Raw genomic sequence first — 21,590 nt, forward strand, 5'->3', positions numbered from 1 at the left:
AGGGTTAACCTTCTATACCACGAGATTTTAGGAACTCAGCGTAGGTACCTTTGAAATCAGTGATTTTTCCATCACGAATTTCGATGATACGTGTTGCGAGTGAGTCTACAAATACACGGTCGTGCGATACGAAGAACAATGTACCCTTGTACTGCTCTAGTGCCGTGTTCAATGACTCAATCGATTCCATATCCATGTGGTTGGTTGGTTCGTCCATTAGCAGCATGTTTGGTTTGTGCATCATTAGCTTACCAAGCAACATACGACCTTGCTCACCACCAGACAGTACTTTTACTGACTTCTTGATGTCGTCTTGGCCAAATAGCATACGACCTAGGAAGCTGCGAACCACTTGCTCGTCATCGCCCTCTTGACGCCATTGACCCATCCAATCCGTGAGGTTCAGGTCTTCTTCGAAGTCGTGTGCGTGATCTTGCGCGTAGTAACCGATGTTGGCATTTTCAGACCATTTGAACTCACCAGTACGTGGCTCTAGTACACCAGCAAGCGTGTTTAGTAAGGTTGTTTTACCCACACCGTTCTCACCGATGATGGCAACGCGCTCACCCACTTCAAAAATTGCATTGAAGTTAGCGAACAGATCATCTTCAAAACCTTGGCTCAGGTTTTCAACAATCAGAGCGTTACGGAATAGTTCTTTAGACTGTTCAAAACGAATGAATGGGTTTTGACGGCTAGATGCTTTCACTTCGTCCAGTTTGATCTTGTCAATTTGCTTAGCACGAGACGTTGCTTGTTTTGCTTTTGATGCGTTTGCAGAGAAACGCGCAACGAAGGTTTGCAGCTCAGCGATTTGTGCTTTCTTCTTCGCGTTGTCACTCAATAGACGTTCACGAGCTTGAGAAGCCGCTGTCATGTACTCATCGTAGTTACCCGGGTAAACACGTAGCTCACCGTAATCCAAGTCAGCCATGTGCGTGCATACTGAGTTGAGGAAGTGACGGTCGTGCGAGATGATGATCATAGTGCAGTTACGCGCGTTTAGCGTGTCTTCCAACCAACGGATAGTGTCCATATCCAAGTTGTTGGTTGGTTCGTCAAGAAGCATTACGTCTGGATCTGCGAATAACACCTGCGCCAGAAGCACACGAAGTTTCCAACCTGGCGCAACTTCACTCATAAGACCGAAGTGTTGCTCCATTGGGATACCCACAGCAAGAAGCAGTTCACCCGCTTTCGCTTCTGCCATGTAACCGTCCATTTCCGCGAACTGAACTTCTAGGTCAGCCACTTTCATGCCGTCTTCTTCGCTCATTTCAGCAAGTGAGTAGATACGGTCTCGCTCTTGCTTCACTTCCCACAGCTCTTTATGACCCATGATGACAGTGTCGATTACGGTAAATGTTTCGTACGCGAACTGATCCTGACTAAGTTTTGCAACGCGCTCGTTTGGATCGTAGCTTACGTTACCGCTTGTTTGTTCAAGCTCTCCGCTCAGGATCTTCATAAAGGTTGATTTACCACAACCGTTAGCCCCGATTAAGCCGTAACGGTTACCGTCACCAAACTTAACTGAGATGTTTTCAAATAGCGGCTTCGCGCCAAATTGTTGAGTAATATTCGCTGTGGAAATCAAAACCTTTACCTTAGCAATTCAAGTTTATTAGGAAAAACCGCGCAACGTTACTGCTTAAGCCAACACACTTCAAGTTTTGTTTTTATTAATTAACGAGAAAAGCAACACTTAATAGGGTAATTGACTGGATTCGGTAAAAATAAACCTCATTCAAGTGACTGATTTATCCAAGTCACTAAAATATTAAACCATTTGCAAAAGAAATCTGCATGGCTACGAAATCATGGTATGGCGCATAACAGAGCGTTAAAATTCGCATATCACGACAGAGCGACTACACTTTCTCTAACCTTTTAAGTTTTAAGAGAATTTTATGAATCTCATGGTGCGCATTTTACTGCTATTTGGACTCGCACTTTCTCACCCCGCTCTCGCTGAATGGGAATATGATTTCCAACCTGAGCCAAAAATACTGCCTGTTGCGACAGAAATCGCTCAAGAAATCAATAAGCTACCTGAGCCTTTGTTCATGTCTGACCAAGACAAACGTAAGGTTAACCAACTGCTCAATGCTGTAATAAGCGAGCAGCGTAAACAGACCCTTGTTTTTGATCAGCATTTGAAGGCTTACCGTAAGTCCGGTGAGGACAATGAATGGTTTGAAACGCAATCAAGTTACCTAACGCTGAACAACTTGAGTCAAAGTAAAGAGCGTTTACTCGAAGTAACCGACCCGATCACTCACGATAAAATGACCGGCTTTGGTCCTTATGGCGTTACGCAGTTCAAACAAGAATGGCGTCAAACTCAGCTCAACGTAGAGTACCTGCTGTTCTTTCAGATTCGTGCTTTTAAGTCACTGATCAAAGAAATTATGATTTCACCAATTCCGGTCATTTGGGCTGGAACCAAAGTGCTGTTCATATACTTGGGCTTATTCTGGTGGTTAGCCAACAGCAAGCGGATCATAACTCTATTTCGCGAAACTCAACTGGATAATGTCGCTAAGCCACCGATTTGGGTTCGTTTAATTTGGTACATCAGCCGTGCGCATCGTGCCATCGCTTGGTTGATTGCGATAACGCTTTCTCTCAGAGTATTATCACAAATCCCAAGCTTACAGCATTTGACCATTTTAGAAATCTTCACTTGGTGGGTGCTCGGGGGCTCAATTGCGATTAGCTTTCTTCTCGAGTTTGCTTATCGTAATAGCCGAAGTACCAGCAAGGAAGTGATTGCCCTGCGTTTGTCGACTATTCGACGTTACGTGTGGAGCGCCATCGTCGCCGGGGTCATTCTTCAAATCTCGATTCGCACCTTAGGCAAAGGTACCATTTATTCTTGGATCTGCAGCGCGGTTTTCTTCTGGTTCGTATTGGTAACGCTTTCGGTGTTGCGTATGTGGCGTAAAAAGGTATTTGAAGCCGCCGAGAAACTTTCCGATCGTCCTGTGTGGGTGAACTGGTCACTGCGACGTAAGGACACTTTTTTACTCAGCATCATTGGGACTGCGATTTGCGCAGTCTGGATAATGCTGCATAACTTCAAACACCGTGTCGTAGCAATGCTGTCTAACTACACCATGTTTAGTCAAGCGTTAGCATACTTGTTCCGTATCGAATTCGCCAAGCAAACGGGTAATAAAGGTGGTGACACTAATCTAGCCAGGATAAAAGGCGAGCAAGCGTTTCAGTACATTTTACCCGGTAGCGAAGAGAGTGAGTTGGTCGAATACGCTGGTGAAGAAATCAAGCTATTGTCTAAACACCTCCTGACAGACAGTCCCGCTGTTTGTGTACTGTCTGGCGAGCGTGGTGTGGGTACCACAACCTTCCTCCGCACAATATTAAGTAAAGTAAAAAATGCCAAGCCAATTTATATCAACTGCCCCTATTCAGGTTACAGTGAATTGCTACAAGAACTTGCTTTGCAAATTGGCTTAGAGGAGGAAGTATCTGAAATTCAGGTACTCTCTGCCTTGCGTAAAAGCGATACCTCATATCTTATTGCCGTTGATAACGCGCAGCGCTTGGTTAAACCAATGGTAGGCGGCCTTGGGGGCTTGATTAAATTAACCAATCTATTGCGTCGTTCAAGGCGGAACCACCGCGTTGTGATGGCGATTGAAAAAGCAAGTTGGCGCTTTGTAGACCGTGCTCGTGGCGAGCGCTTATTGTTTGATTGGGTTGTGTTTATGCCACGATGGAATGAGAAACAGTTGTCTGCTTTGTTTGATACGCGCATCAATCAAGAGATTGAAAACCCCGTAACCTTTGATGGCCTTGTGGTGCCCAAGCAATGGGACCAAGAGGACATCACTGAAGAAGAGCGTGCCAAACAAGGTTTCTACCGTATTTTATGGCATTACTCAGATGGAAATCCGACCGTTGCATTGCGCTTCTTCCGTCTTTCTTTGCGCCAGAACAAAGAGACGCAACAAGTGGTAGTTAGATTGTTCCACGCACCAGAATCTCAAGAGCTAGAGAAAATGCCGAAACCAATGCTGGCAGTTTTACGCTCGATTGTTCAGCTTGAAGTCGCGTCTCCTGAAGAACTGTCAGAATGTACTCAACTTAGTATCGCAGAAGTGATTGGTACCCTACGCTATTTCCAAAGCCGTGGCTTTATCGAATGGAGCGAAGACAAAGCGCGCGTGTCGGATCACTGGTTCCGTCACATTACCAACGTTCTCGACCGTCAACATTTATTGGTGAAATAACGATGAAAAGATTACTCACCGTATTAGCGTTATCGCTACTTAACACCTCTGCATTGGCGACCGAAGAGATCGCAAGTGTGGATAATATTTCGCAAATCGCCAGCCTAATACGTTGGAGCGGCGTGTTCTTCTCTGTTATCGTCATCGCATCAACTTGGCTACTGCTCAAGTTCATGAACTCGATGGTTGAAAGGATTGGTAGCCAGTTTGTGCAATACCGGATGGTGTTGCAAAAGCTTCAATCTTTCTTGCAGTTCTTTATCTACTTAACTGCAGGCTCTGTCGTCTTTATGATGAGCTTTAGAATCAATGATCAAATCCTTGCTTTAATCGGGGGTACGTTAGCGGTTTCAGTCGGCTTTGCATTGAAAGACCTTGCCGCCTCCTTCATCGCAGGTATGACAGTTATGGTGGATCGTCCGTTCCAAGTTGGTGACCGCGTCACGTTTGAGGGTAACTACGGTGACGTTATCGCAATTGGTCTGCGTTCTGTGCGCATGCGTACCCTCACCGATGACATCATTACGATTCCTAACAATAAGTTCTTAAGTGAGGTGGTGGTCAGCGGGAACTATGGCGCTCTGGATATGCAGGTAGTGATTCCGTTCTACGTGGGCATGAACGAAGACATCACATTAGCACGTGATTTGATACAGGAAGCGGCGTCTTCAAGTCGTTATATTCATTTACCTAAGCCAGTAACGGTTCTGGTAAAACAGACCATCACTGATAACTACTTGGCAATACAGCTAACGTGTAAGGCTTACGTGGTGGATACAGCGTATGAAAAGCTATTTGAAACTGACATAACCCTGCGTGTGATGAGAGAATTTAAGAAGCACGGTATCAACCCACCTAAAATAGCAGTGCATACAGGTTAGTCTGAGGGCTGTTAAAAATTGCCACAGACAGGGGCTGTGTTATCACAGTCCTTTTGCTTGTATCTGCGCTAGGAGAAAGTGAATCATTGCAATTGCCCGTCAAGCGATATTCAACACATCAAGTAGAAGCTCAACTTTCTTTGGTAGATAGACACTGAACGTACTGCCTTTACCCCATACAGATTCCGCTTTTATCTCACCGCCAGTTTGGCTAAGAATACTTTGCGAAACAGATAGGCCCAGCCCTGTCCCATCACGTTTGGTCGTATAAAAAGGTGAAAAAATGCGGCCGAGGCTCTCCGCCTTGATGCCACACCCCTCATCAGTAACATGAATCGCCACTCCTTTGAGCTCCCCTTGTTCAATCCAATCTTCACTTATTACCGTTAGCTTGCCCTTACCGTCCATTGCATGAATCCCATTCATCTGCAAGTTCACCAGGATCTGCAGCAAGTGGTGGCGATTGATTTCAACCGAGGAACGGGCTTGAAGATCAGTAACAAACTCGATATCACGCTTTTTGGTACCCGTCTTGACCAGCGTAATACTCTCATCGACGATGGGGTTAACGTGTTGCCACGTAATTTCATCTTGGACACCGCCTTGACGGCTGTATTGCAGTAAGCTGCGTGTGATATTGCGAATTCGGTCAATCTGGGTGTGGATCGCGTCAATCTCTTCTTGAACACGGCCGGCTTCATCCCCCAACTCAAATTGGATCAGCTCAATGTTACCGAGAATTACTGCGGTTGGATTGTTAATCTCATGGGCAATCCCCGCGGTTAACTCGCCCAACGCAGCCAGCTTTTCGTTAACCACCAGTTTGTCGCGAGTTTGATTGAGCAGTTGGATATGCAGCTCCAATTGTTCTGTTTTTTCTTTCAAACTTGCCGTTCGTTGCTGAACTTTTGCCTCAAGTTCTATCGCTGAAAGCTTAAGTTCGACTTTACGATCTTCTAAAGCATCGAGCATATTGTCGAACTGGTTCGCCAACTGAGCCAGTTCATGATGTTCATCCAATCCAACCGGGCCAATGCGTTTATCTTGACCCAACTGGACGAGCTTTACGACTTTATGGATCCGCTCTATCGGACGGAATAAATCTCGAGAGCCTCGATAAACCATCACACCAGAGACGAAAAGCAGCATTAATGTGATGATACTTATCTCGCCGAGATTAGTCATATAAGCTTTCAAAAATGGCCACATCAAGTAACCCGTATAAAGCATGCCAATGACATTGTCGTATTGATCTTTGATCGGCTGATATGCAGTGATATACCAAGCATTGTAGACGTAAGCACGATCGACCCAGAGTCCGCCTTGTGCTAATACCTTGTTATACACCTCTGAACTCACTCGAGTTCCGATTGCACGCCCCAAACGATGTTCGTTGTCTAATGGGACGTTGGTGCTAACACGAAGGTCGTCTAAAAAGACGGTCAGAGTTCCGACAGGACGCAGCGTGTCATTTTGAGCAGGATAAACAAGATCACGAGTTTGATCGACCAACACCGTACTGTTATTTAGCAATAGGCCTCCATCTAAAAAGCCCATTAGGTCATTTCTCTGACTATACACAGGGATTACGGTTCTACTCACTAACCCACGCGTTTCTGTACCGCCGCTGTTTATCTTCGGCACTTCAGCCCGTTTGGCAAGCTCAGGGTCTAACTGCTCTAGCTCTTTTTTATTCAGGACATCGAAGAAAGACTTTCGTTTGGTCAGATCCATGAATCGAAATTTGTTTTCCATCGAATTGACACGTTGGAAGAATAAAAAATCCAAACCATAACGTTCTTTCTGAGCTGTAACCCACTCTTGCAATGCCTCTTGCGGGACATTTTGAATGATTCGAGTGCGGAAATCATAAGAGTCTGCGAACGATTCAACGTGGTTCGCCTGCTTTTGTTGAAGCAGCGTAATGCTATTATTGGCCACACCAAGGCGCTCTGAAACATCCAATAGTGCATTTTGCCATGTATAATGAATCGACCAGTAGATCGTGATACCAATCAGCGCGAGCGAAGTTAAGAAGATTGGCGCGGAAGTTAAAATCAATAGACGATAACGCACCATAGTTTTAAATCGATGCATCCACTTAGACAAGCCTATGCGTTGCCGACGAGTGTTATCCGGCATACTCCTCGCCCTCAGAATCCCAATCCTTATATTTACGCTCTAGTGTTTTGCGCGCCACGCCTAAATCTCGAGCCGCTGCTGACTTGTTTCCTTCATGTAAATTAACCAATTGCTGGATATGGGCCTTTTCGACTTCTTTTAACGTCCATGTGTTTGGGTAGCCTTCTCCCGAGAATTCTTTGCCTTCTTTGAAACTTGGTAGCTCCTCACTGTGTGATAAACTAATCGAGACATTGGGCAACGTATGGCCTCCATTGAGCTCACGCCAGTGGTGTGCCGGTGGTTTACCCAAAAGAATACTACGCTCAATAAGGTTTTTAAGTTCACGAATATTACCGGGCCAGTCGTATTCGCTCATCGCCTCCATGTCTTCATGTGCCCACTTTGGCGCTGGCATTCCTAACTCACCAGACAACATGTTGCTAAAGTACGGGGCCAGTTCAAACAAGTCGGTTTTACGCTCACGCAAAGGGGATACTTCGATCTTGAGTACATTCAGACGATAGTAAAGATCGCTACGAAAGTTACCTTTGTTGACCTCTTCTTGCAAATTGCGGTTGGTCGCTGCCACAATGCGGACATCTATGCTGATTTCACGTTCAGAACCTACCGGACGAATCGCACGCTGTTCTAACACGCGCAACAGTGACGCCTGCATAGATAAAGGCATTTCGCCAATCTCATCGAGGAATAATGTGCCGCCATTTGCAACACGGAAAAGACCTTCACGAGATTTTTTAGCACCAGTAAATGCCCCCATGGTGTGGCCAAACAGCTCGCTCTCTAAAAGCTCTGGTGCAATCGCCCCGCAGTTCAGGGGAACAAATAGACCTGTACGACCACTCATTTGATGAAGACCACGCGCAACCAGCTCTTTGCCTGTCCCCGATTCGCCTTCGACTAAAACAGAAGCACGAGAAGGCGCAAACTGTGTAATCAACTGTTTAAGCTGACGAGTTTTCTCTGAGCCACCGATGATTTCTGAGGTGTTATAACGCTGATAGTCACGCCTCATCACGTATTGCATGCGCTCATTCAAACGACGATCCATACAACGACTTACCGCTTTCAACATCTGATCCAGGTTAAATGGCTTGAGGATGAAATCCGAAGCACCAAGTTGGAGGGCTCGAATAGCAATGTCCAAATCTGCATAACCAGTCATAAAGATCACATCGGCGCACTTGTCATCCCCCTCAAATGCTTCTTCCCATTCAATCCCTGACCGCCCTGGCAAGTTGATATCTAGCAGAATTAGGTCGTAGTGGCGCGAGTTTCGAAGGCTTTCTGCTTCTTCAATGCTACCTGCGGTATCGACATGAGAAAATAATTTGCTCAGCGCCTTTTTTAGAATCGCTTGCATGCCGAGTTCATCATCAACGACCAATACTGAGAAAGCATTGTACTGTTGGTTTCTACTAATATGGGATTGAATAGACATATTTAACCCAGTTAAATTTAAGTGGGACAGAGTGTACCAAGTTTAAACAGAAACACCCTACAAAAAGTGCGACATTTTGTACCAACGCAAATTTTCATGCAAATCAGCCTGTGAAATTGGTTGAAATTTCAACGCTTTTGTCTTGTGAAAGGTTGGCACTTTGTTTGCTTTATATCTTGGTAAAAGGTGTAAAAAAGATGCGCTGAAGCACCGGTAACTCTTTTAATAAACTGAGACTTAAAAGTCCGAACCATCATTGGAAAGGAAACAACGAAAATGAAGAAGATTGCGCAGGCTTTCACCGTATTGTCGATCACTCTTGCCAGCTACCCTACTTTGTCAGCACAAGAAGGTGAACACATTCGTCTAGCGACAACAACGAGTACTTACCACTCGGGTTTACTGGACTACCTAGTTCCTCAATTTGAAAAAGAGACGGGCTATAAAGTAGACATCATCGCGGCTGGGACTGGTAAAGCGCTAAAAATGGGCGAAAATGGTGACGTTGACTTAGTCATGACGCACGCCCCCAAAGCAGAAGGTTTATTCGTTGAAAACGGCTATGGTGTCCTTCCTCGTAAGCTAATGTACAACGACTTTGTTATCGTTGGCCCTAAATCTGACCCAGCACAGGTAAAAGATGACACCTCAGTACTCGAGGTATTCAAAGAGATCGCAAATAAAGATGCGATGTTCATCTCTCGTGGTGACGATTCTGGGACACACAAAAAAGAATTGGGTATATGGGCGCAAACTAAGATGGAACCAAACTTTGGTGGTTACCGCAGTGTTGGTCAAGGTATGGGCCCAACTCTGAACATGGCGTCAGAAATGCAAGGCTATACCATGACGGATCGTGGCACTTGGTTGGCTTACCAGAATAAACTGGATCTTGCGGTTCTATTTCAAGGTGACGAAAAACTATTTAACCCCTACCAAGTGATCTTGGTTAACCCCGAGCGTTACCCGAACATCAATTATCAAGGTGCCAAAACATTCAGTGATTGGTTGGTGAACACACACGGACAAGAACTGATTAATCGCTTCCTTCTGAATGGAAAACAATTGTTCGTTGCGAATGCAGAGAGCAAAGAGAGCAAATAACGTAAAATATGAATCTTACAGCCACCACACTGGATGCTTTGCGCTTACTGGTGAATTTCGATGCAGACTTATGGGAGATCGTTGCGGTCTCCTTTAGTGTTTCTGTTACGGCGATATCTTTGGTGGTCTTGCCGTCTATTTTGATTTCCTTTGTCCTTGCCTACACTGACTTTCGTGGTAAGTGGCTCCTTCTGTCCATTGTGAACACCTTGCAGGCGGTGCCTACTGTGGTAATTGGCTTGTTACTTTACATGTTGTTATCGAGAGCAGGCCCTTTAGGTGATTGGCAAATGTTATTTACACAGAAAGCCATGATCTTGGGACAAATGGTCGTCTGTTTTCCAGTTTTAGTTTCCATGATGCACGGCGCATTGCAATCCAGTGATCGCCGTGCGGTTGAAACCGCGATCACATTAGGTGTGTCAATACCCCGTATCGCGACTACTATGATCTGGGAAGCACGCTTCCCTCTATTGGCGGCCATCATTGCTGGGTTCTCACGAATCGTGACCGAAGTAGGTTGTTCGATGATGGTAGGTGGCAACATTATGGGTGTGACGCGTAACATTCCGACCGCCATTGCCATGGAAAGTAGCAAAGGGGCGTTCGCGCAAGGGGTTGCACTTGGCATTGTATTACTGTCGTTAGCGTTAGCGCTTAACTTCTTCTTATCGAGTATGAGAGGAAAAGGCTACCTAAGAACATGAAGCAAACCACTGACTCGCTGTTGTCTCAACCTAAGGGTATATCATGACGATAAAAATCTCTGCTGAACAACTGTCCATGCGCTTTAAAGAACGCGTGCTTTTCCATATCTCGGAATTGACTATTGGTCCAAATGACGCGATTTATCTAAAAGGTGACAACGGCGTAGGTAAAACCACCCTACTCAAGATCCTCGCGGGTTTGTTCAAGCCTTCATCCGGTAACGTGATAGCACCTAAAGACACATGGTTGAAGAAGTGGACATGTCGCAACGGTCGCGTTGACGTCATTTATCTCCATCAGTCCCCTTACCTTTTCGACGGCTCAGTATATGCGAATGTTGGTTATGGGATTAAATATCAGCAAGACACAGCAAAAGATACGCGAGCTCAAGTTATTAGTGCGCTGCGCATGGTAGGATTAGAAACCTTAGCCGATGAACACATCTCTGTATTATCTGGCGGCGAGAAGCAACGCGTGGCAATGGCGAGAGCTTGGATCTTAAAGCCCTCGATTTTGTTGATGGACGAGCCAAGCGCCTCTCTCGATCAAGAATCGATTGAGCGTTTGGTCATAATGGCAAAAGATCTGCTTGAGCGTGGCTCCAGTATTGTCGTGACGAGCCACCAAACCAACGCGTTGACCGATTTATGTAAAAAACAGTGGTGGATTAAGGATAAGACTTTGATAGAGTCTCCTATGTTATATGTCATACCGAAAGAAACATCCCAAGAGAACGCATATGCTTCAACCAACAGAAACTAGTTGGGTCATTTTAGCTGGTGGCCAAGCCAGCCGTATGGGTGGAAAAGACAAAGGTCTGATCGAACTGAATCAGACACCACTTATTCAACATGTCATCAATCGTTTATCTCCGCAAACGCCACGCATTCTAATCAATGCGAATCGAAACCAAGATGTCTACAGCGCGTTTGGTTTCGTCTTTAGCGATGAATTTAAAGATTTCCCCGGCCCTATGGGTGGTATCCATGCAGGCTTGATACATGCGAAGACCGATTGGGTTGGCTTCGTCCCTTGTGACAGCCCCCAAATCAATACCGATCTCGTTGAACGTTTCTGCCAAGCAGTAAGAGATGACTCGGATATTTTGGTTGCTCATGATGGCGGCCACCAACAACCTGTTTTCACGCTTTATCACAAGCGTGTACTGCCAAAATTGACCGCGTTTTTGGAACGTGGTGATCGTAAGATCGTCCTGCTCTATAAAGAGTGCAACACCCGTTACGTTGATTTTAGCGACTCACCAAACTGTTTCGTTAACTTAAATACGCCTGAAGAACTGGCGCAATTTGGACAACTTGAATCATGAAACACACGCTAAACATTCCTGTTCTTGGTTTTGCTGCCTACTCTGGTACTGGCAAAACTACGCTACTTGAAGCCTTGTTACCGAAATTAACCGAAGCGGGCTTACGCATCGGTATGTTAAAGCACGCTCATCATAACTTCGATGTCGACCAACCGGGCAAAGACAGCCATCGCCTACGTAAAGCAGGTGCATCACAAATGCTGATCTCTTCTCGTAACCGTTTCGCACTGATGACAGAAACGCCAGAGTCAGAAGCTGAGTTTGATTACCTACTAACGCGTTTCGATACAGACAAGCTAGACGTGGTTTTAGTGGAAGGCTGCAAAAATATTGCGTTTCCTAAGATCGAATTGCACCGTGAAGAAGTCGGTAAACCTTGGCTCTATCCAAATGATGAAAACATCATCGCTATTGCTTCAGACAGTAGCGAATTGGACTCTGAACTGCCACAAATGAACATCAACGATCTTGAGACAATTGCTCAATTCGTAGTTCAGTATGTTCAAGAGGAGAAAGCACCAAAGAGCAAAGAGAAAGACGCCGCTTGCTGCGATACCCTTTCTCCGGCTTTCCTTTCTGTCGTTCAAGGTCAAGAAAAGATCCTATCAATGGTGAGCACGGTTGCTGAAACCGAAGCGTGCAACATTGAAGATGCGTACGGTCGTGTACTTGCAGATCACGTTGTGTCACCAGTGAACGTTCCACAATACACTAACTCCGCAATGGACGGATACGCAATCCGTGGAGATGACGTTAACCGAGACAGCTACCAAGTGGTTGCTGAAGTGATGGCGGGTCATGCTTACGATCAACCATTAGAAGTTGGTCAAGCGGTGAAGATCATGACAGGCGCCCCAACACCTACCAATGGTGATACCGTTGTCATGCGTGAGCAAGCATCCCAAGATGCTGATACTGTGACCTTCAATGGCGCGAGCATCAAAACCGGTCAAAACGTTCGCCAAGCAGGAGAAGACTTAGCCATTGGTAGCGACGTATTTACTACAGGTACTCGCCTAGCCTCTCCCGAGATGGGCATGATGGCTTCTCTTGGTTTTGGCAAAGCGAACGTGTTCCGCAAGTTGAAAGTTGCTGTGTTCTCTACCGGTGACGAAGTACAGGCACCGGGCACTGAGCAGAAAGTGAATTCAATTTACGATTCAAACCGTTTCACTATCATGGGCATGCTAGAGAAGCTAGGTTGTGAGATCTTGGATTTCGGTATTCTAGAAGATAACGAGCAGTTAATGATTGAAGCGCTCAAAAATGCTTCTGCGCAAGCCGACGTAGTGATGACTTCTGGCGGCGTTTCCGTCGGTGATGCAGACTACATCAAACTCGCGTTGGATAAACTTGGTCACATTGATTTCTGGCGTATCAACATGCGTCCTGGTCGTCCGCTTGCGTTCGGTCAAATCAACGATAAACCTTTCTTTGGTCTGCCGGGTAACCCTGTGGCTGTGATGGTTTCATTCATCAACTTTGTTGAGCCTGCGCTGCGTAAGATGCAAGGTGAACAAGGCTGGAAGCCACTGAAAGTGAGTGCCATTGCAGCTGAAAACCTGCGCTCTCGCCAAGGCCGTACTGAATTTAGTCGAGGCATTTATCAGCTAGACGAAACCGGTCGTCTCACGGTTAGAACCACAGGCAAACAAGGCTCTGGTATTTTACGCTCAATGAGCGAAGCAAACTGTTTGATCGAAATCTCCCCTGCTGTTGATACAGTAAAAATGGGAGAAAGCGTGACAATTATCCCGCTTCAAGGCAGAATCTAGCGCAATTAAACATGAGAGGGTCAGCGTGCTGACCTTTTTATTGATGAACAGAAAACTTTTCAGAGAGACAGCCATGGCTCGCACCATTCTTTACACTTACAAAGACCAAGACAAAGAACTGACGTTCTCATACCAGCAACACCGCAACATTCAAGAGGCGGTTGCAGAGGCTGAAGGTATCGATATCACTGAGTTCCTAAAGATGGAGCAACAAATTGAAGCTGTGTCTGACACTAAAGCAGTGCGCAACTACCGCGATAACCACTTCAGAAAATTAGGCTTTAGCAAAATCACCCTAGCTCAAAAAGAAAACTTGGGCGTGGGCAAGAAGAATAAATAAGCCAGCGGCCAAACAGAACCAAATAAAAACTCGCGCATCGTCGCGAGTTTTTTGTATGCTCTTTTTGGTCTTAATTTAAGATTAAAAAGCCCCGTTTCACTATTAAGGGAGACGAGGCTTTCAAAGCTTATCTTAAACGTTGTCTTGTAGAGACAACCCTGCAGATCATTTGATATTTAGGAAAGCTGCTCCACGTACACCGCCTGAATCACCATGTTTCGCTTTAATGATCTTCGGGCATTTCGCGACGGATAGAAGGTGCTTGGGGACCCGCTTTGTCATCTCTTCGTAAATCAGTTCGAAGTTAGACAGACCACCACCGAGCACAACTACATGGGGATCAATGGCAGTAAACAGGTTGGCAAAACAAATAGCGAGAAGCTCCATAAAACGCTCAACGTGTTCTACCGCTTTTGCTTCGCCCTCTGCGTTGGCTTTTATAATATCAATCGCTTTCTTATTTTCGCCGTAATAATGCGCGTACAGAAGCTCGAACCCACGACCAGACAGGTAGCTATCTAAACAACCTTTGTTACCACAGCCACAACCGAGAAGTGGTGCATTTTTGCCGAGATGAAACCAAGCATCGAGAGGAAGACGAGTATGACCTACCTCACCCGCTACATGGTTACGACCAGAGAAGACTTTACCTTCATAAACAACACCGCCGCCAAATCCTGTACCAAGAATCAAACCAAGTACCGAGGGTTCACCTTGAAGATCTTCATCCCAAGCTTCAGATAAAGCAAAACAGTTGGCATCGTTTTCAATTTTTACGCTGCGACCGATTTTTGCTTCTAAGTCTGCACGAAGTGGTTTACCTTTTGCCGCAGGCACGTTAACCGTTAGGACTGTTGCGTCATCGGCATCTTCCATACCAGGCAGGCCAAGGCCAATCGTACCCTCGCAACCAAATTCTGCATCGTATTTCTTGACTAAACCTGCGATGGTTTCTATCAGCAAATTATAGTTATCTGTTGGTGTTGGAAGACGTTCTGTTGTGACACGCTCAAGTTTTTCGTTAAACGCACCAAACTCAATTTTAGTGCCGCCGACATCAAAGCCGTAATACATGCAATTTTCTCCTAAAAGGCTCAAACGGCTCCCAAAAATGCGAGAGCCAAAAAGATAAACTTCAGGCATTATCCATATCTGTACATCTGCAAACCGTGACCGATTGCAGATTTATTCGCTCATTGATGCCCATTAAACGGCAAGCCATCAGTAGAAATTCATTCCTTGGTGTTAGATCTCGGTTTTCGCCCAATCTTTGAAACGTTTCAGATGCGGTCGCGACCAGTCAGTTTTCACGCGAGTTTTTGTCAGCATGTAGGTTTCACGGAAGGCTTCAAACCACAATTTCAGACACTCCGAAGCTTGCTCTTCTCCCGCTTGTTTGAATACTAACGTCGCCACTTCTGCCGTTGATAAGTGTTGCTCATTATCTGAGTGACGCATAATGTATTCAGACAGTGATTCCGGCTCAATAGAAAGTACAGGCAAAGATTTAAGAAACTCTGAACGACGGAAGATCTTACGCGCTTCACGCCAACTGCCATCAATGAAGATCAGTAACCATTTTTTGCCAAAACCATCGGATGTCCTCAAACGCTCTTGGTTCAAATCAGCTAACAATCGTTCAGTGTCATCCACATAATCTGCTGGGAAGACAACCACTGGTTGATAAGCATCGTTATGTAACAGCGCCAGCATCTCTTGAGAAGGCTCAGTACGATTCCATTGATACACGAAGGTCTCTTGAATCGTATCAGCAATTAGACGTCCGGTATTACTTGGCTTGAACACTTCGTTTTCCGATACGATCAGCATGCAGGCAATGTTGGTTTCTATGTTGGGCTGAATGTCGCACAAACAATATTGGTTAGAGACCTGACAATACGGACAGCGAACCACTTTACAGCCACGAGCATTAAACGGCTTCGTTGAGATAGATTGACGGTGCTGGTATAAACGATGGAAAGCGTGGATTCTCATGGATAAAAGTTGCCAGTTATATAAGGGCTTAATAAAGTAGAGCGTGATTCTACTTGTATCACCTGTGAGTCTCAAGAAATGCAGGTGTAAGGACGATCATTTACTACGCTTTTTACGTTTTAAATTATTGTGATATGGCAAGGTTTTCGTAAATAAGCAAATCAATTAAGGAAATGAGCATGACTGAAACCGCTTTTAACGACCCGTCGTGGCTGAGGCTGAGTATGTTTATTACCGTCTTAATGCTGTGCACCTTGTGGGAAAACAAGTTGCCGAGAAAAAGGCTGACTGTCGGTCGTTCATTCCGTTGGTTCAACAACCTCACTTTGGCCGCACTTAATAGCATCGTGATTGCGGTTGTAATGCCGATTGCTGCTTTCCAAACTGCTATCATCGCTCATGAAAACCAGTGGGGCCTACTGAATGCGCTTGCCTTACCAACTTGGTTAAATGTCCTGATGGCAGTTGTGATACTCGATCTCATCATCTATCTACAGCATGTTGTCTTCCATCGCGTTGAACCGCTATGGAAGCTCCATCGACTGCATCACGCCGACTTGGATATCGATGTCACAACTGGGACACGGTTCCACCCACTCGAAATCATTCTCTCTATGGCGGTGAAAGTCGCTGCTGTTTTCGTACTGGGTGTTCATCCTATCGCCATCGTGGTGTTTGAAATTATATTGAATGCCAGTGCAATGTTTAGCCATTGCAATGCAAAGCTACCATCAACTTGGGACGTGAAGTTACGTAAGTGGGTTGTGACACCAGACATGCACCGCGTACACCACTCTGTCATCGCACGCGAAACACATTCAAATTTTGGCTTCTTCTTGTCGATCTGGGATCGTTTGTTCGGCACATACCTCGCTCAACCCGAAATGGGTCATGATGATGTTGTGATTGGTGTTCCAGAGATCCGCAACAAAGACGAGCAAAGATTGGATAAACTGATCACCCAACCATTTCGCTTTAGATAGAACACTTTTTGAGATAACTCATCAAATTATCCCCCAAGCACCTCCATTTCTTTGAAACATGTGTTAGAAAGAGCTATACACAGTAAAGGGTATTGGATGTAACGTTTGAATATCAGGTTAAAATTGTTGGGGTAACAGGTGGGTGACGTGCGTCGTATTTATTTTCTTTTGATGATCAGTGTGTTTTTGAGTGCTTGTTCATCCGGGCCAGATCCAGAAACACACGTAGAAACTTCCATTCCCGTCTCCCAGCTTCTGTCTAATAATCAAAGCTTGTTTGACTTTTTTAATGAATGGCAAGGCACACCTTATCGATTCGGTGGAACCCAAAAGTCCGGAATTGACTGCTCCGCATTCGTGCAAAAAGCATTTGTCGAAGCCTACAAAATGTCACTTCCGCGAACCACACGTCAGCAATCTAAGCAAGGCGTTGAAATGAGTTGGTCTGACGCGCAACAGGGTGATTTGGTATTTTTTAAAACAAAAAGAAACACCTATCACGTAGGTATCTATCTAGGAAATAAACAGTTTATGCACGCTTCAGCATCGAAAGGCGTGATTATTTCTAGAATAGATAACCCTTACTGGGCAGCAAAGTTTTGGCAAGTAAGAAGAGTTACACTGTAACTCTTCATATGGCATGAAGTAATAACGGATTCGAATCAGTCGTACGTCGCAACGGCAGTGTCAAATAAGTTTTTCACCAGCGCAATGTACTCATCCAAAAAAGCGATCTGTTCATTGGTCGCTTTCTTGGCCCATCCCCCCGCAAGTACTTCACCTAAATCTTCAACTACTGCATCAGCCTCTTTTAGTAACTTAAAGCGCACACTTGAATGCAATTCTGGGTTTTGTTCGAATATCGCCATGATGTTCGATGCAACCATGTCAGTAACAACGTCTTCAATGCTTTCTAATCCGGTGTCACCGATTTCACACGTAAATACGTCTAAGTTAAGTGATAAGTGCTCGATGAGAGCGAGATAGCCGTCGGTTTCTACAACCACTGTATTTCTCCGTTTTGTGCAAGTCTTTGAAGCTGAAAGTCAATTAGCCTCAATAGTAAGACATGCCGAGAAAATTTCATTAACTTATTTAATATAAACGAACATTGGTGCTTCAAGTGAGTGGTTTTTATTCAATCGAGTTAGTCTTCCTCGTGGCCGCAGGTTTGATTCCTGCCGTTTTCTTTAGCTCGATATAACGCGAGGTCAGCATTCTTCAACCATTGTGTATGACTCTCAAAGTACGATTTATACACACACACACCGACGCTTATTGTATAGTTGATCAAGAACTCTTCAACTTTAACGATCTCTTGCTCAATCCGTTTTCTTAATCGTTCAGCAAAGTAAATTGCTTGCTCTTGATTGGTGTCTGGTAACAGTACCGTGAACTCTTCCCCGCCAAAACGACCACAAACATCATTACTACGCGCGGTTTTACTCAGTATACTGGAGGTACGACGAATCACCTCGTCGCCTGAGTGATGACCGTAGGTATCATTGACCTTTTTGAAGTGGTCAATATCGAAAATAACCAATGAACTCGCACCCTCAGTGACTTTAAGCTCAGCGAACTCTTCTTTTAACGATTGCTCCCAATAGGCTCGGTTAAACAAACCTGTGAGACCATCTTTACGACTGATCTCCGACAGGTGCTGGTTAGTTTCTCTCAAATGGATACGATTACGTGCTGTCTCTGACACATCATTTATTTGAATTGCAATATGACTAACATCATCTGATAACGAACGCAGCGGTGTGATCACAATATCTTGAAACATAAAGTTGCTGCTATTGGAGACCGGTGAAAAGTTGTTGAACTTAAATAAATATGGTCGGTTTTCCCAACTAGAAAATGAACGTGTCTCTAGGTCTGCAGATGTTTTAAGTTTGGTTTCTAACCAAATCCTCGGGAGTTCCTCGAAATGGTCGAACAAGCACTCACCAATAATGTCCTGAGATAAAGTACCACTGTAAGACTGCATGAAACTGTTCCAAACACAGACTTTATAATCCTGATCGAGAACGATGAGCCCGGAGTCCATGGTGTCCAATATTTGAGTAACCCAGTGAAAGTCTGCTATGTCCTGCGTAATCTCGGACATTAGATTTGCTCCATTATTTCATAGATGATTTCTACGGATGATTGATCTATCAGAAACAGAACTTCACACTCGAAGTCTAGTGATTCTGCCATGTAGGTATATTCAATGGTAAAGAGTTCACCAGATTCTTGATTATCTTTACAGTAAGGCGTTACCGTCTCGATGATGCCAGGCTGACGAAGTGAAAACTGTTTATCTAGCTGATTTCCTAAAGAGGTTAAGAAGGATGAAACCAGTAAGTTTGACACGTTCAAAATGATTTCGTTGTACGGAGTAAATTCCAGTAAATAACCGAGACGCTCACCAATATGATTAATGTCTTTACCACGTAAGCAAACCAAAGCTTCACCATGGATCCCCCCGCCGACGAAGCGTTGCGCGACCGCCACAGAGCCTTCTCTTCCGATGACATCCACTTGCGTCATATACAGTTCACCATAAGAAAGAGGACCAACGTGAGGAACTGGAAGCTGAATAAATTCACCTAAATGGTCGGCCATGATCGCTGCACCTTTGCCCAGAGCGATATTGGTGACTTCACGAAACTTCGATAAGGGAGAAACTTCAATAGCAGGTAAAGGTTTCATAGTAGATGAAGGTTCAGAGCAAGTGCGGGAACTGATGGCATAATGCAGTCCCAGCCTCTGATAAAGAGGGACAACCTCTACTTCAGAAATCGGCTTGGTGATGAATTCCATTGCACCAAGATCTATGCATCGTTGCTTGGCTTCACGTTGAGCGTCTCCCGATATAATGACAACCTTAGTTTGGTATTTATTCACGGGCATCGACCTTAGAACTTCGAAACCATCCATGACCGGCATAGTCAGATCGAGGAACAAAACGTCAATATTTTGTTCGGTAAGGATTTGCAAAGCCTCGTGGCCATCTTGGGCCTCAAGTAGGTGCAATGATGTATCTTGAACGATGGAGCGGATAATCAACTTTCGTGCGACTGCCGAATCATCACAAATCAGTATTTTCATGTCACCAAAGGAACTAAAGTCAAAAAAATAATAATACTAGCTGTTCTGTTATAGCTCCATATGTTAGGCCGATAAATCATAGGGTTATAGGCGACGTAATTCACAGTTATAAACATTTTTCACTATAGGCGAAAAAAATATAGTCGAAGTTTGCCTTTACAGGCGTCAATGTTCTGCCGTTTATCCTAAACTATTGTAGGTCAAATAGATAAGCGAGGTTTTGTATGTGGCAAGCAATATCGCAGCAGCTTTCTGATACCCTGATGTTTGAATATCTAATTTCTGAAAAGGTCAAACTCTCAGGTGGAGACACCAGCGAAAGCTATATGATCAACGACGGAGAGCAACGTTATTTCGTTAAGATCAACGACAAAGATTTTCTAGCCAATTTTGAAGTCGAAGCTGAAAGTCTTCACTTAATACGCGAGACCTCAACTCTATTTGTCCCAGAAGTTGTTTTGGTCGGTAAAACCAAGACGCATTCCTTTATCATCTTAAATTATTTGCCAACGAAACCACTCGAAGATGATTGCAATAGCTTCAAGATGGGCCAACAATTAGCGCGGCTACATTTATGGGGAGAACAAAAAGAGTACGGTTTCGATACTGACAATTATATTGGCCCCACCCTACAACCTAATCAGTGGCATAAGAAATGGTGTGTTTTCTTTGCTGAGCAACGTATAGGCTGGCAGCTTCAATTGTTGAAAGAAAAAGGTGTTTATCTTGTAGATATCGATGACTTTACTGACGTTGTGAAACAGCTTCTGACCCATCACACCCCTCAACCTTCCCTTTTACACGGCGACTTGTGGAGCGGCAATGTTGCGTTGACCCCCGCAGGGCCTATCTGTTATGACCCTTCTTGTTACTGGGGGGATCGCGAATGTGACCTCGCCATGACAGAGTTTTTTGGTGGTTTTCATGCTCATTTTTACCAAGGGTATGAGTCTGTTGCCCCACTTCCAGTTGGATACGAACAACGTAAAGACATTTATAACCTTTACCATGCACTCAACCATTGTAATCTGTTTGGCGGGCATTATCTCGAGCAGGCGCAATCGATAATCAAAAGGATAATGACTCTCTGATATAAAAAAAGATCATAACAGAGTTGCAATTATCGACGAGCATCACCTCGGTTAAAGGTTCTTTTCCCGACATTGAGGTGGCATTCATCTTTCATACTTATTTCGACGCAATTAGCAACAATAATACCTAATATTGTAAGTAACTTGTTGGTTAGCTTCTTCGAATCAAAAAAGTGAACATAAACAAGGATGGTTTATATTAGGCGACCACGTTTTTAAAGCCCTACAAGACGAGGAGTTCATGTATGCGAAAATATACTGAAAGACATGTAAAATGTCCTCATTGCGGCCATTCAATCGGGATCACCCTCGATGCTAGTAATGGTAACCAAGAGTTTTATGATGATTGTCCGATTTGTTGCCATGCTATTCACCTCAACATGAAAGTTGATGAATTACAGCAAAAAGTCGATTTGTTTATTGACGACAATTATGAGTAGAAATCATTGTT

General features: G+C 44.7%; 20 protein-coding genes. 12 read left to right on the plus strand and 8 right to left on the minus strand.

The features are described from left to right. Positions 1 to 4 precede the first annotated feature (4 nt). Positions 5 to 1,597, minus strand: a complete 1,593-nt coding sequence (locus AND4_RS03950; RefSeq protein WP_009841612.1) for an ABC-F family ATPase — start codon at positions 1,595 to 1,597, stop codon at positions 5 to 7. A 313-nt stretch (positions 1,598 to 1,910) separates the two neighbouring features. Here AND4_RS03950 and AND4_RS03955 point away from each other — a divergent pair, with 313 nt between their 5' ends. Both AND4_RS03955 and AND4_RS03960 read left to right on the plus strand, forming a co-directional pair. Continuing rightward, positions 1,911 to 4,256, plus strand: coding sequence for an ATP-binding protein (locus AND4_RS03955; RefSeq protein WP_009841613.1), 2,346 nt, complete (start codon positions 1,911 to 1,913; stop codon positions 4,254 to 4,256). Between the two features lie 2 nt (positions 4,257 to 4,258). Beyond that, the gene (locus AND4_RS03960; protein WP_009841614.1) at positions 4,259 to 5,137 is read left to right on the plus strand and encodes a mechanosensitive ion channel domain-containing protein; all 879 of its coding nucleotides are present in this window, start codon (positions 4,259 to 4,261) and stop codon (positions 5,135 to 5,137) included. A gap of 99 nt (positions 5,138 to 5,236) precedes the next feature. Here the strand turns inward: AND4_RS03960 and AND4_RS03965 are convergent, their stop codons facing one another. Both AND4_RS03965 and AND4_RS03970 read right to left on the minus strand, forming a co-directional pair. Further along, entirely contained in the window at positions 5,237 to 7,279 is a 2,043-nt protein-coding gene (locus tag AND4_RS03965) for a HAMP domain-containing sensor histidine kinase (RefSeq protein ID WP_009841615.1), read from the minus strand. Next, complete coding sequence (locus tag AND4_RS03970; RefSeq protein ID WP_009841616.1) at positions 7,269 to 8,720, minus strand: sigma-54 dependent transcriptional regulator; 1,452 nt, start codon at positions 8,718 to 8,720, stop codon at positions 7,269 to 7,271. The genes AND4_RS03965 and AND4_RS03970 overlap by 11 nt, the downstream gene beginning before the upstream one ends. Positions 8,721 to 8,996: 276 nt before the next feature. On the opposite strand from AND4_RS03970, the gene AND4_RS03975 reads away from it, so the two are divergent. From AND4_RS03975 to AND4_RS04000, 6 genes are all read left to right on the plus strand, one after another. Next, positions 8,997 to 9,824: a substrate-binding domain-containing protein gene (locus tag AND4_RS03975; protein WP_009841617.1), complete on the plus strand. Its 828-nt coding sequence runs from the start codon at positions 8,997 to 8,999 to the stop codon at positions 9,822 to 9,824. A gap of 8 nt (positions 9,825 to 9,832) precedes the next feature. Further along, positions 9,833 to 10,531 (plus strand): ABC transporter permease, encoded by a 699-nt coding sequence (locus tag AND4_RS03980; protein WP_009841618.1) that lies wholly within the window; start codon positions 9,833 to 9,835, stop codon positions 10,529 to 10,531. 43 nt (positions 10,532 to 10,574) lie between these two features. After that, entirely contained in the window at positions 10,575 to 11,294 is a 720-nt protein-coding gene (locus tag AND4_RS03985) for an energy-coupling factor ABC transporter ATP-binding protein (RefSeq protein WP_009841619.1), read from the plus strand. Beyond that, entirely contained in the window at positions 11,272 to 11,859 is a 588-nt protein-coding gene (gene mobA / locus AND4_RS03990; RefSeq protein ID WP_009841620.1) for a molybdenum cofactor guanylyltransferase MobA, read from the plus strand. The genes AND4_RS03985 and mobA overlap by 23 nt, the downstream gene beginning before the upstream one ends. Further along, complete coding sequence (locus AND4_RS03995) at positions 11,856 to 13,634, plus strand: bifunctional molybdopterin-guanine dinucleotide biosynthesis adaptor protein MobB/molybdopterin molybdotransferase MoeA (RefSeq protein WP_009841621.1); 1,779 nt, start codon at positions 11,856 to 11,858, stop codon at positions 13,632 to 13,634. Before mobA ends, AND4_RS03995 begins: the two co-directional genes overlap by 4 nt. A gap of 73 nt (positions 13,635 to 13,707) precedes the next feature. Continuing rightward, complete coding sequence (locus AND4_RS04000; protein WP_009841622.1) at positions 13,708 to 13,974, plus strand: DUF2960 domain-containing protein; 267 nt, start codon at positions 13,708 to 13,710, stop codon at positions 13,972 to 13,974. Between the two features lie 165 nt (positions 13,975 to 14,139). Here the strand turns inward: AND4_RS04000 and nagK are convergent, their stop codons facing one another. Continuing rightward, on the minus strand, positions 14,140 to 15,048 hold the full coding sequence (gene nagK / locus AND4_RS04005; RefSeq protein WP_009841623.1) for an N-acetylglucosamine kinase: 909 nt from the start codon (positions 15,046 to 15,048) through the stop codon (positions 14,140 to 14,142). Positions 15,049 to 15,219: 171 nt separating this feature from the next. After that, positions 15,220 to 15,969 (minus strand): tRNA-uridine aminocarboxypropyltransferase, encoded by a 750-nt coding sequence (locus AND4_RS04010; protein WP_043991443.1) that lies wholly within the window; start codon positions 15,967 to 15,969, stop codon positions 15,220 to 15,222. A 179-nt stretch (positions 15,970 to 16,148) separates the two neighbouring features. Here AND4_RS04010 and AND4_RS04015 point away from each other — a divergent pair, with 179 nt between their 5' ends. After that, positions 16,149 to 16,952 carry a sterol desaturase family protein gene (locus tag AND4_RS04015; protein ID WP_009841625.1) on the plus strand — a complete coding sequence of 268 codons (804 nt, stop codon included), beginning with the start codon at positions 16,149 to 16,151 and terminating at the stop codon, positions 16,950 to 16,952. A gap of 138 nt (positions 16,953 to 17,090) precedes the next feature. After that, the gene (locus tag AND4_RS04020) at positions 17,091 to 17,579 is read left to right on the plus strand and encodes an NlpC/P60 family protein (protein ID WP_186004043.1); all 489 of its coding nucleotides are present in this window, start codon (positions 17,091 to 17,093) and stop codon (positions 17,577 to 17,579) included. A 35-nt stretch (positions 17,580 to 17,614) separates the two neighbouring features. Here the strand turns inward: AND4_RS04020 and AND4_RS04025 are convergent, their stop codons facing one another. From AND4_RS04025 to AND4_RS04035, 3 genes are all read right to left on the minus strand, one after another. Next, positions 17,615 to 17,959, minus strand: coding sequence for a DUF3802 family protein (locus tag AND4_RS04025; RefSeq protein ID WP_009841627.1), 345 nt, complete (start codon positions 17,957 to 17,959; stop codon positions 17,615 to 17,617). A 140-nt stretch (positions 17,960 to 18,099) separates the two neighbouring features. Next, complete coding sequence (locus tag AND4_RS04030) at positions 18,100 to 19,062, minus strand: sensor domain-containing diguanylate cyclase (protein ID WP_009841628.1); 963 nt, start codon at positions 19,060 to 19,062, stop codon at positions 18,100 to 18,102. Next, on the minus strand, positions 19,062 to 20,048 hold the full coding sequence (locus tag AND4_RS04035; RefSeq protein ID WP_009841629.1) for a response regulator: 987 nt from the start codon (positions 20,046 to 20,048) through the stop codon (positions 19,062 to 19,064). Before AND4_RS04035 ends, AND4_RS04030 begins: the two co-directional genes overlap by 1 nt. 224 nt (positions 20,049 to 20,272) lie before the next feature. On the opposite strand from AND4_RS04035, the gene AND4_RS04040 reads away from it, so the two are divergent. Further along, entirely contained in the window at positions 20,273 to 21,139 is an 867-nt protein-coding gene (locus AND4_RS04040; RefSeq protein ID WP_009841630.1) for a fructosamine kinase family protein, read from the plus strand. 245 nt (positions 21,140 to 21,384) lie between these two features. Next, entirely contained in the window at positions 21,385 to 21,579 is a 195-nt protein-coding gene (locus AND4_RS04045; protein ID WP_009841631.1) for a CPXCG motif-containing cysteine-rich protein, read from the plus strand. Positions 21,580 to 21,590 lie beyond the last annotated feature (11 nt).

The sequence above is a fragment of the Vibrio sp. AND4 genome, assembly GCF_000171815.1.
GTDB lineage: Bacteria > Pseudomonadota > Gammaproteobacteria > Enterobacterales > Vibrionaceae > Vibrio.

Excerpts from the sequence above, each read along its gene's own strand:
- AND4_RS03955 (WP_009841613.1), top strand. The coding sequence starts at position 1,911 with ATGAATCTCATGGTGCGCATTTTACTGCTATTTGGACTCGCACTTTCT.
- AND4_RS03960 (WP_009841614.1), top strand. The coding sequence starts at position 4,259 with ATGAAAAGATTACTCACCGTATTAGCGTTATCGCTACTTAACACCTCT.
- AND4_RS03965 (WP_009841615.1), bottom strand. The coding sequence starts at position 7,279 with ATGCCGGATAACACTCGTCGGCAACGCATAGGCTTGTCTAAGTGGATG.
- AND4_RS03970 (WP_009841616.1), bottom strand. The coding sequence starts at position 8,720 with ATGTCTATTCAATCCCATATTAGTAGAAACCAACAGTACAATGCTTTC.
- AND4_RS03975 (WP_009841617.1), top strand. The coding sequence starts at position 8,997 with ATGAAGAAGATTGCGCAGGCTTTCACCGTATTGTCGATCACTCTTGCC.
- AND4_RS03980 (WP_009841618.1), top strand. The coding sequence starts at position 9,833 with ATGAATCTTACAGCCACCACACTGGATGCTTTGCGCTTACTGGTGAAT.
- AND4_RS03985 (WP_009841619.1), top strand. The coding sequence starts at position 10,575 with ATGACGATAAAAATCTCTGCTGAACAACTGTCCATGCGCTTTAAAGAA.
- mobA (WP_009841620.1), top strand. The coding sequence starts at position 11,272 with ATGCTTCAACCAACAGAAACTAGTTGGGTCATTTTAGCTGGTGGCCAA.
- AND4_RS03995 (WP_009841621.1), top strand. The coding sequence starts at position 11,856 with ATGAAACACACGCTAAACATTCCTGTTCTTGGTTTTGCTGCCTACTCT.
- AND4_RS04000 (WP_009841622.1), top strand. The coding sequence starts at position 13,708 with ATGGCTCGCACCATTCTTTACACTTACAAAGACCAAGACAAAGAACTG.
- nagK (WP_009841623.1), bottom strand. The coding sequence starts at position 15,048 with ATGTATTACGGCTTTGATGTCGGCGGCACTAAAATTGAGTTTGGTGCG.
- AND4_RS04010 (WP_043991443.1), bottom strand. The coding sequence starts at position 15,969 with ATGAGAATCCACGCTTTCCATCGTTTATACCAGCACCGTCAATCTATC.
- AND4_RS04015 (WP_009841625.1), top strand. The coding sequence starts at position 16,149 with ATGACTGAAACCGCTTTTAACGACCCGTCGTGGCTGAGGCTGAGTATG.
- AND4_RS04030 (WP_009841628.1), bottom strand. The coding sequence starts at position 19,062 with ATGTCCGAGATTACGCAGGACATAGCAGACTTTCACTGGGTTACTCAA.
- AND4_RS04035 (WP_009841629.1), bottom strand. The coding sequence starts at position 20,048 with ATGAAAATACTGATTTGTGATGATTCGGCAGTCGCACGAAAGTTGATT.
- AND4_RS04040 (WP_009841630.1), top strand. The coding sequence starts at position 20,273 with ATGTGGCAAGCAATATCGCAGCAGCTTTCTGATACCCTGATGTTTGAA.
- AND4_RS04045 (WP_009841631.1), top strand. The coding sequence starts at position 21,385 with ATGCGAAAATATACTGAAAGACATGTAAAATGTCCTCATTGCGGCCAT.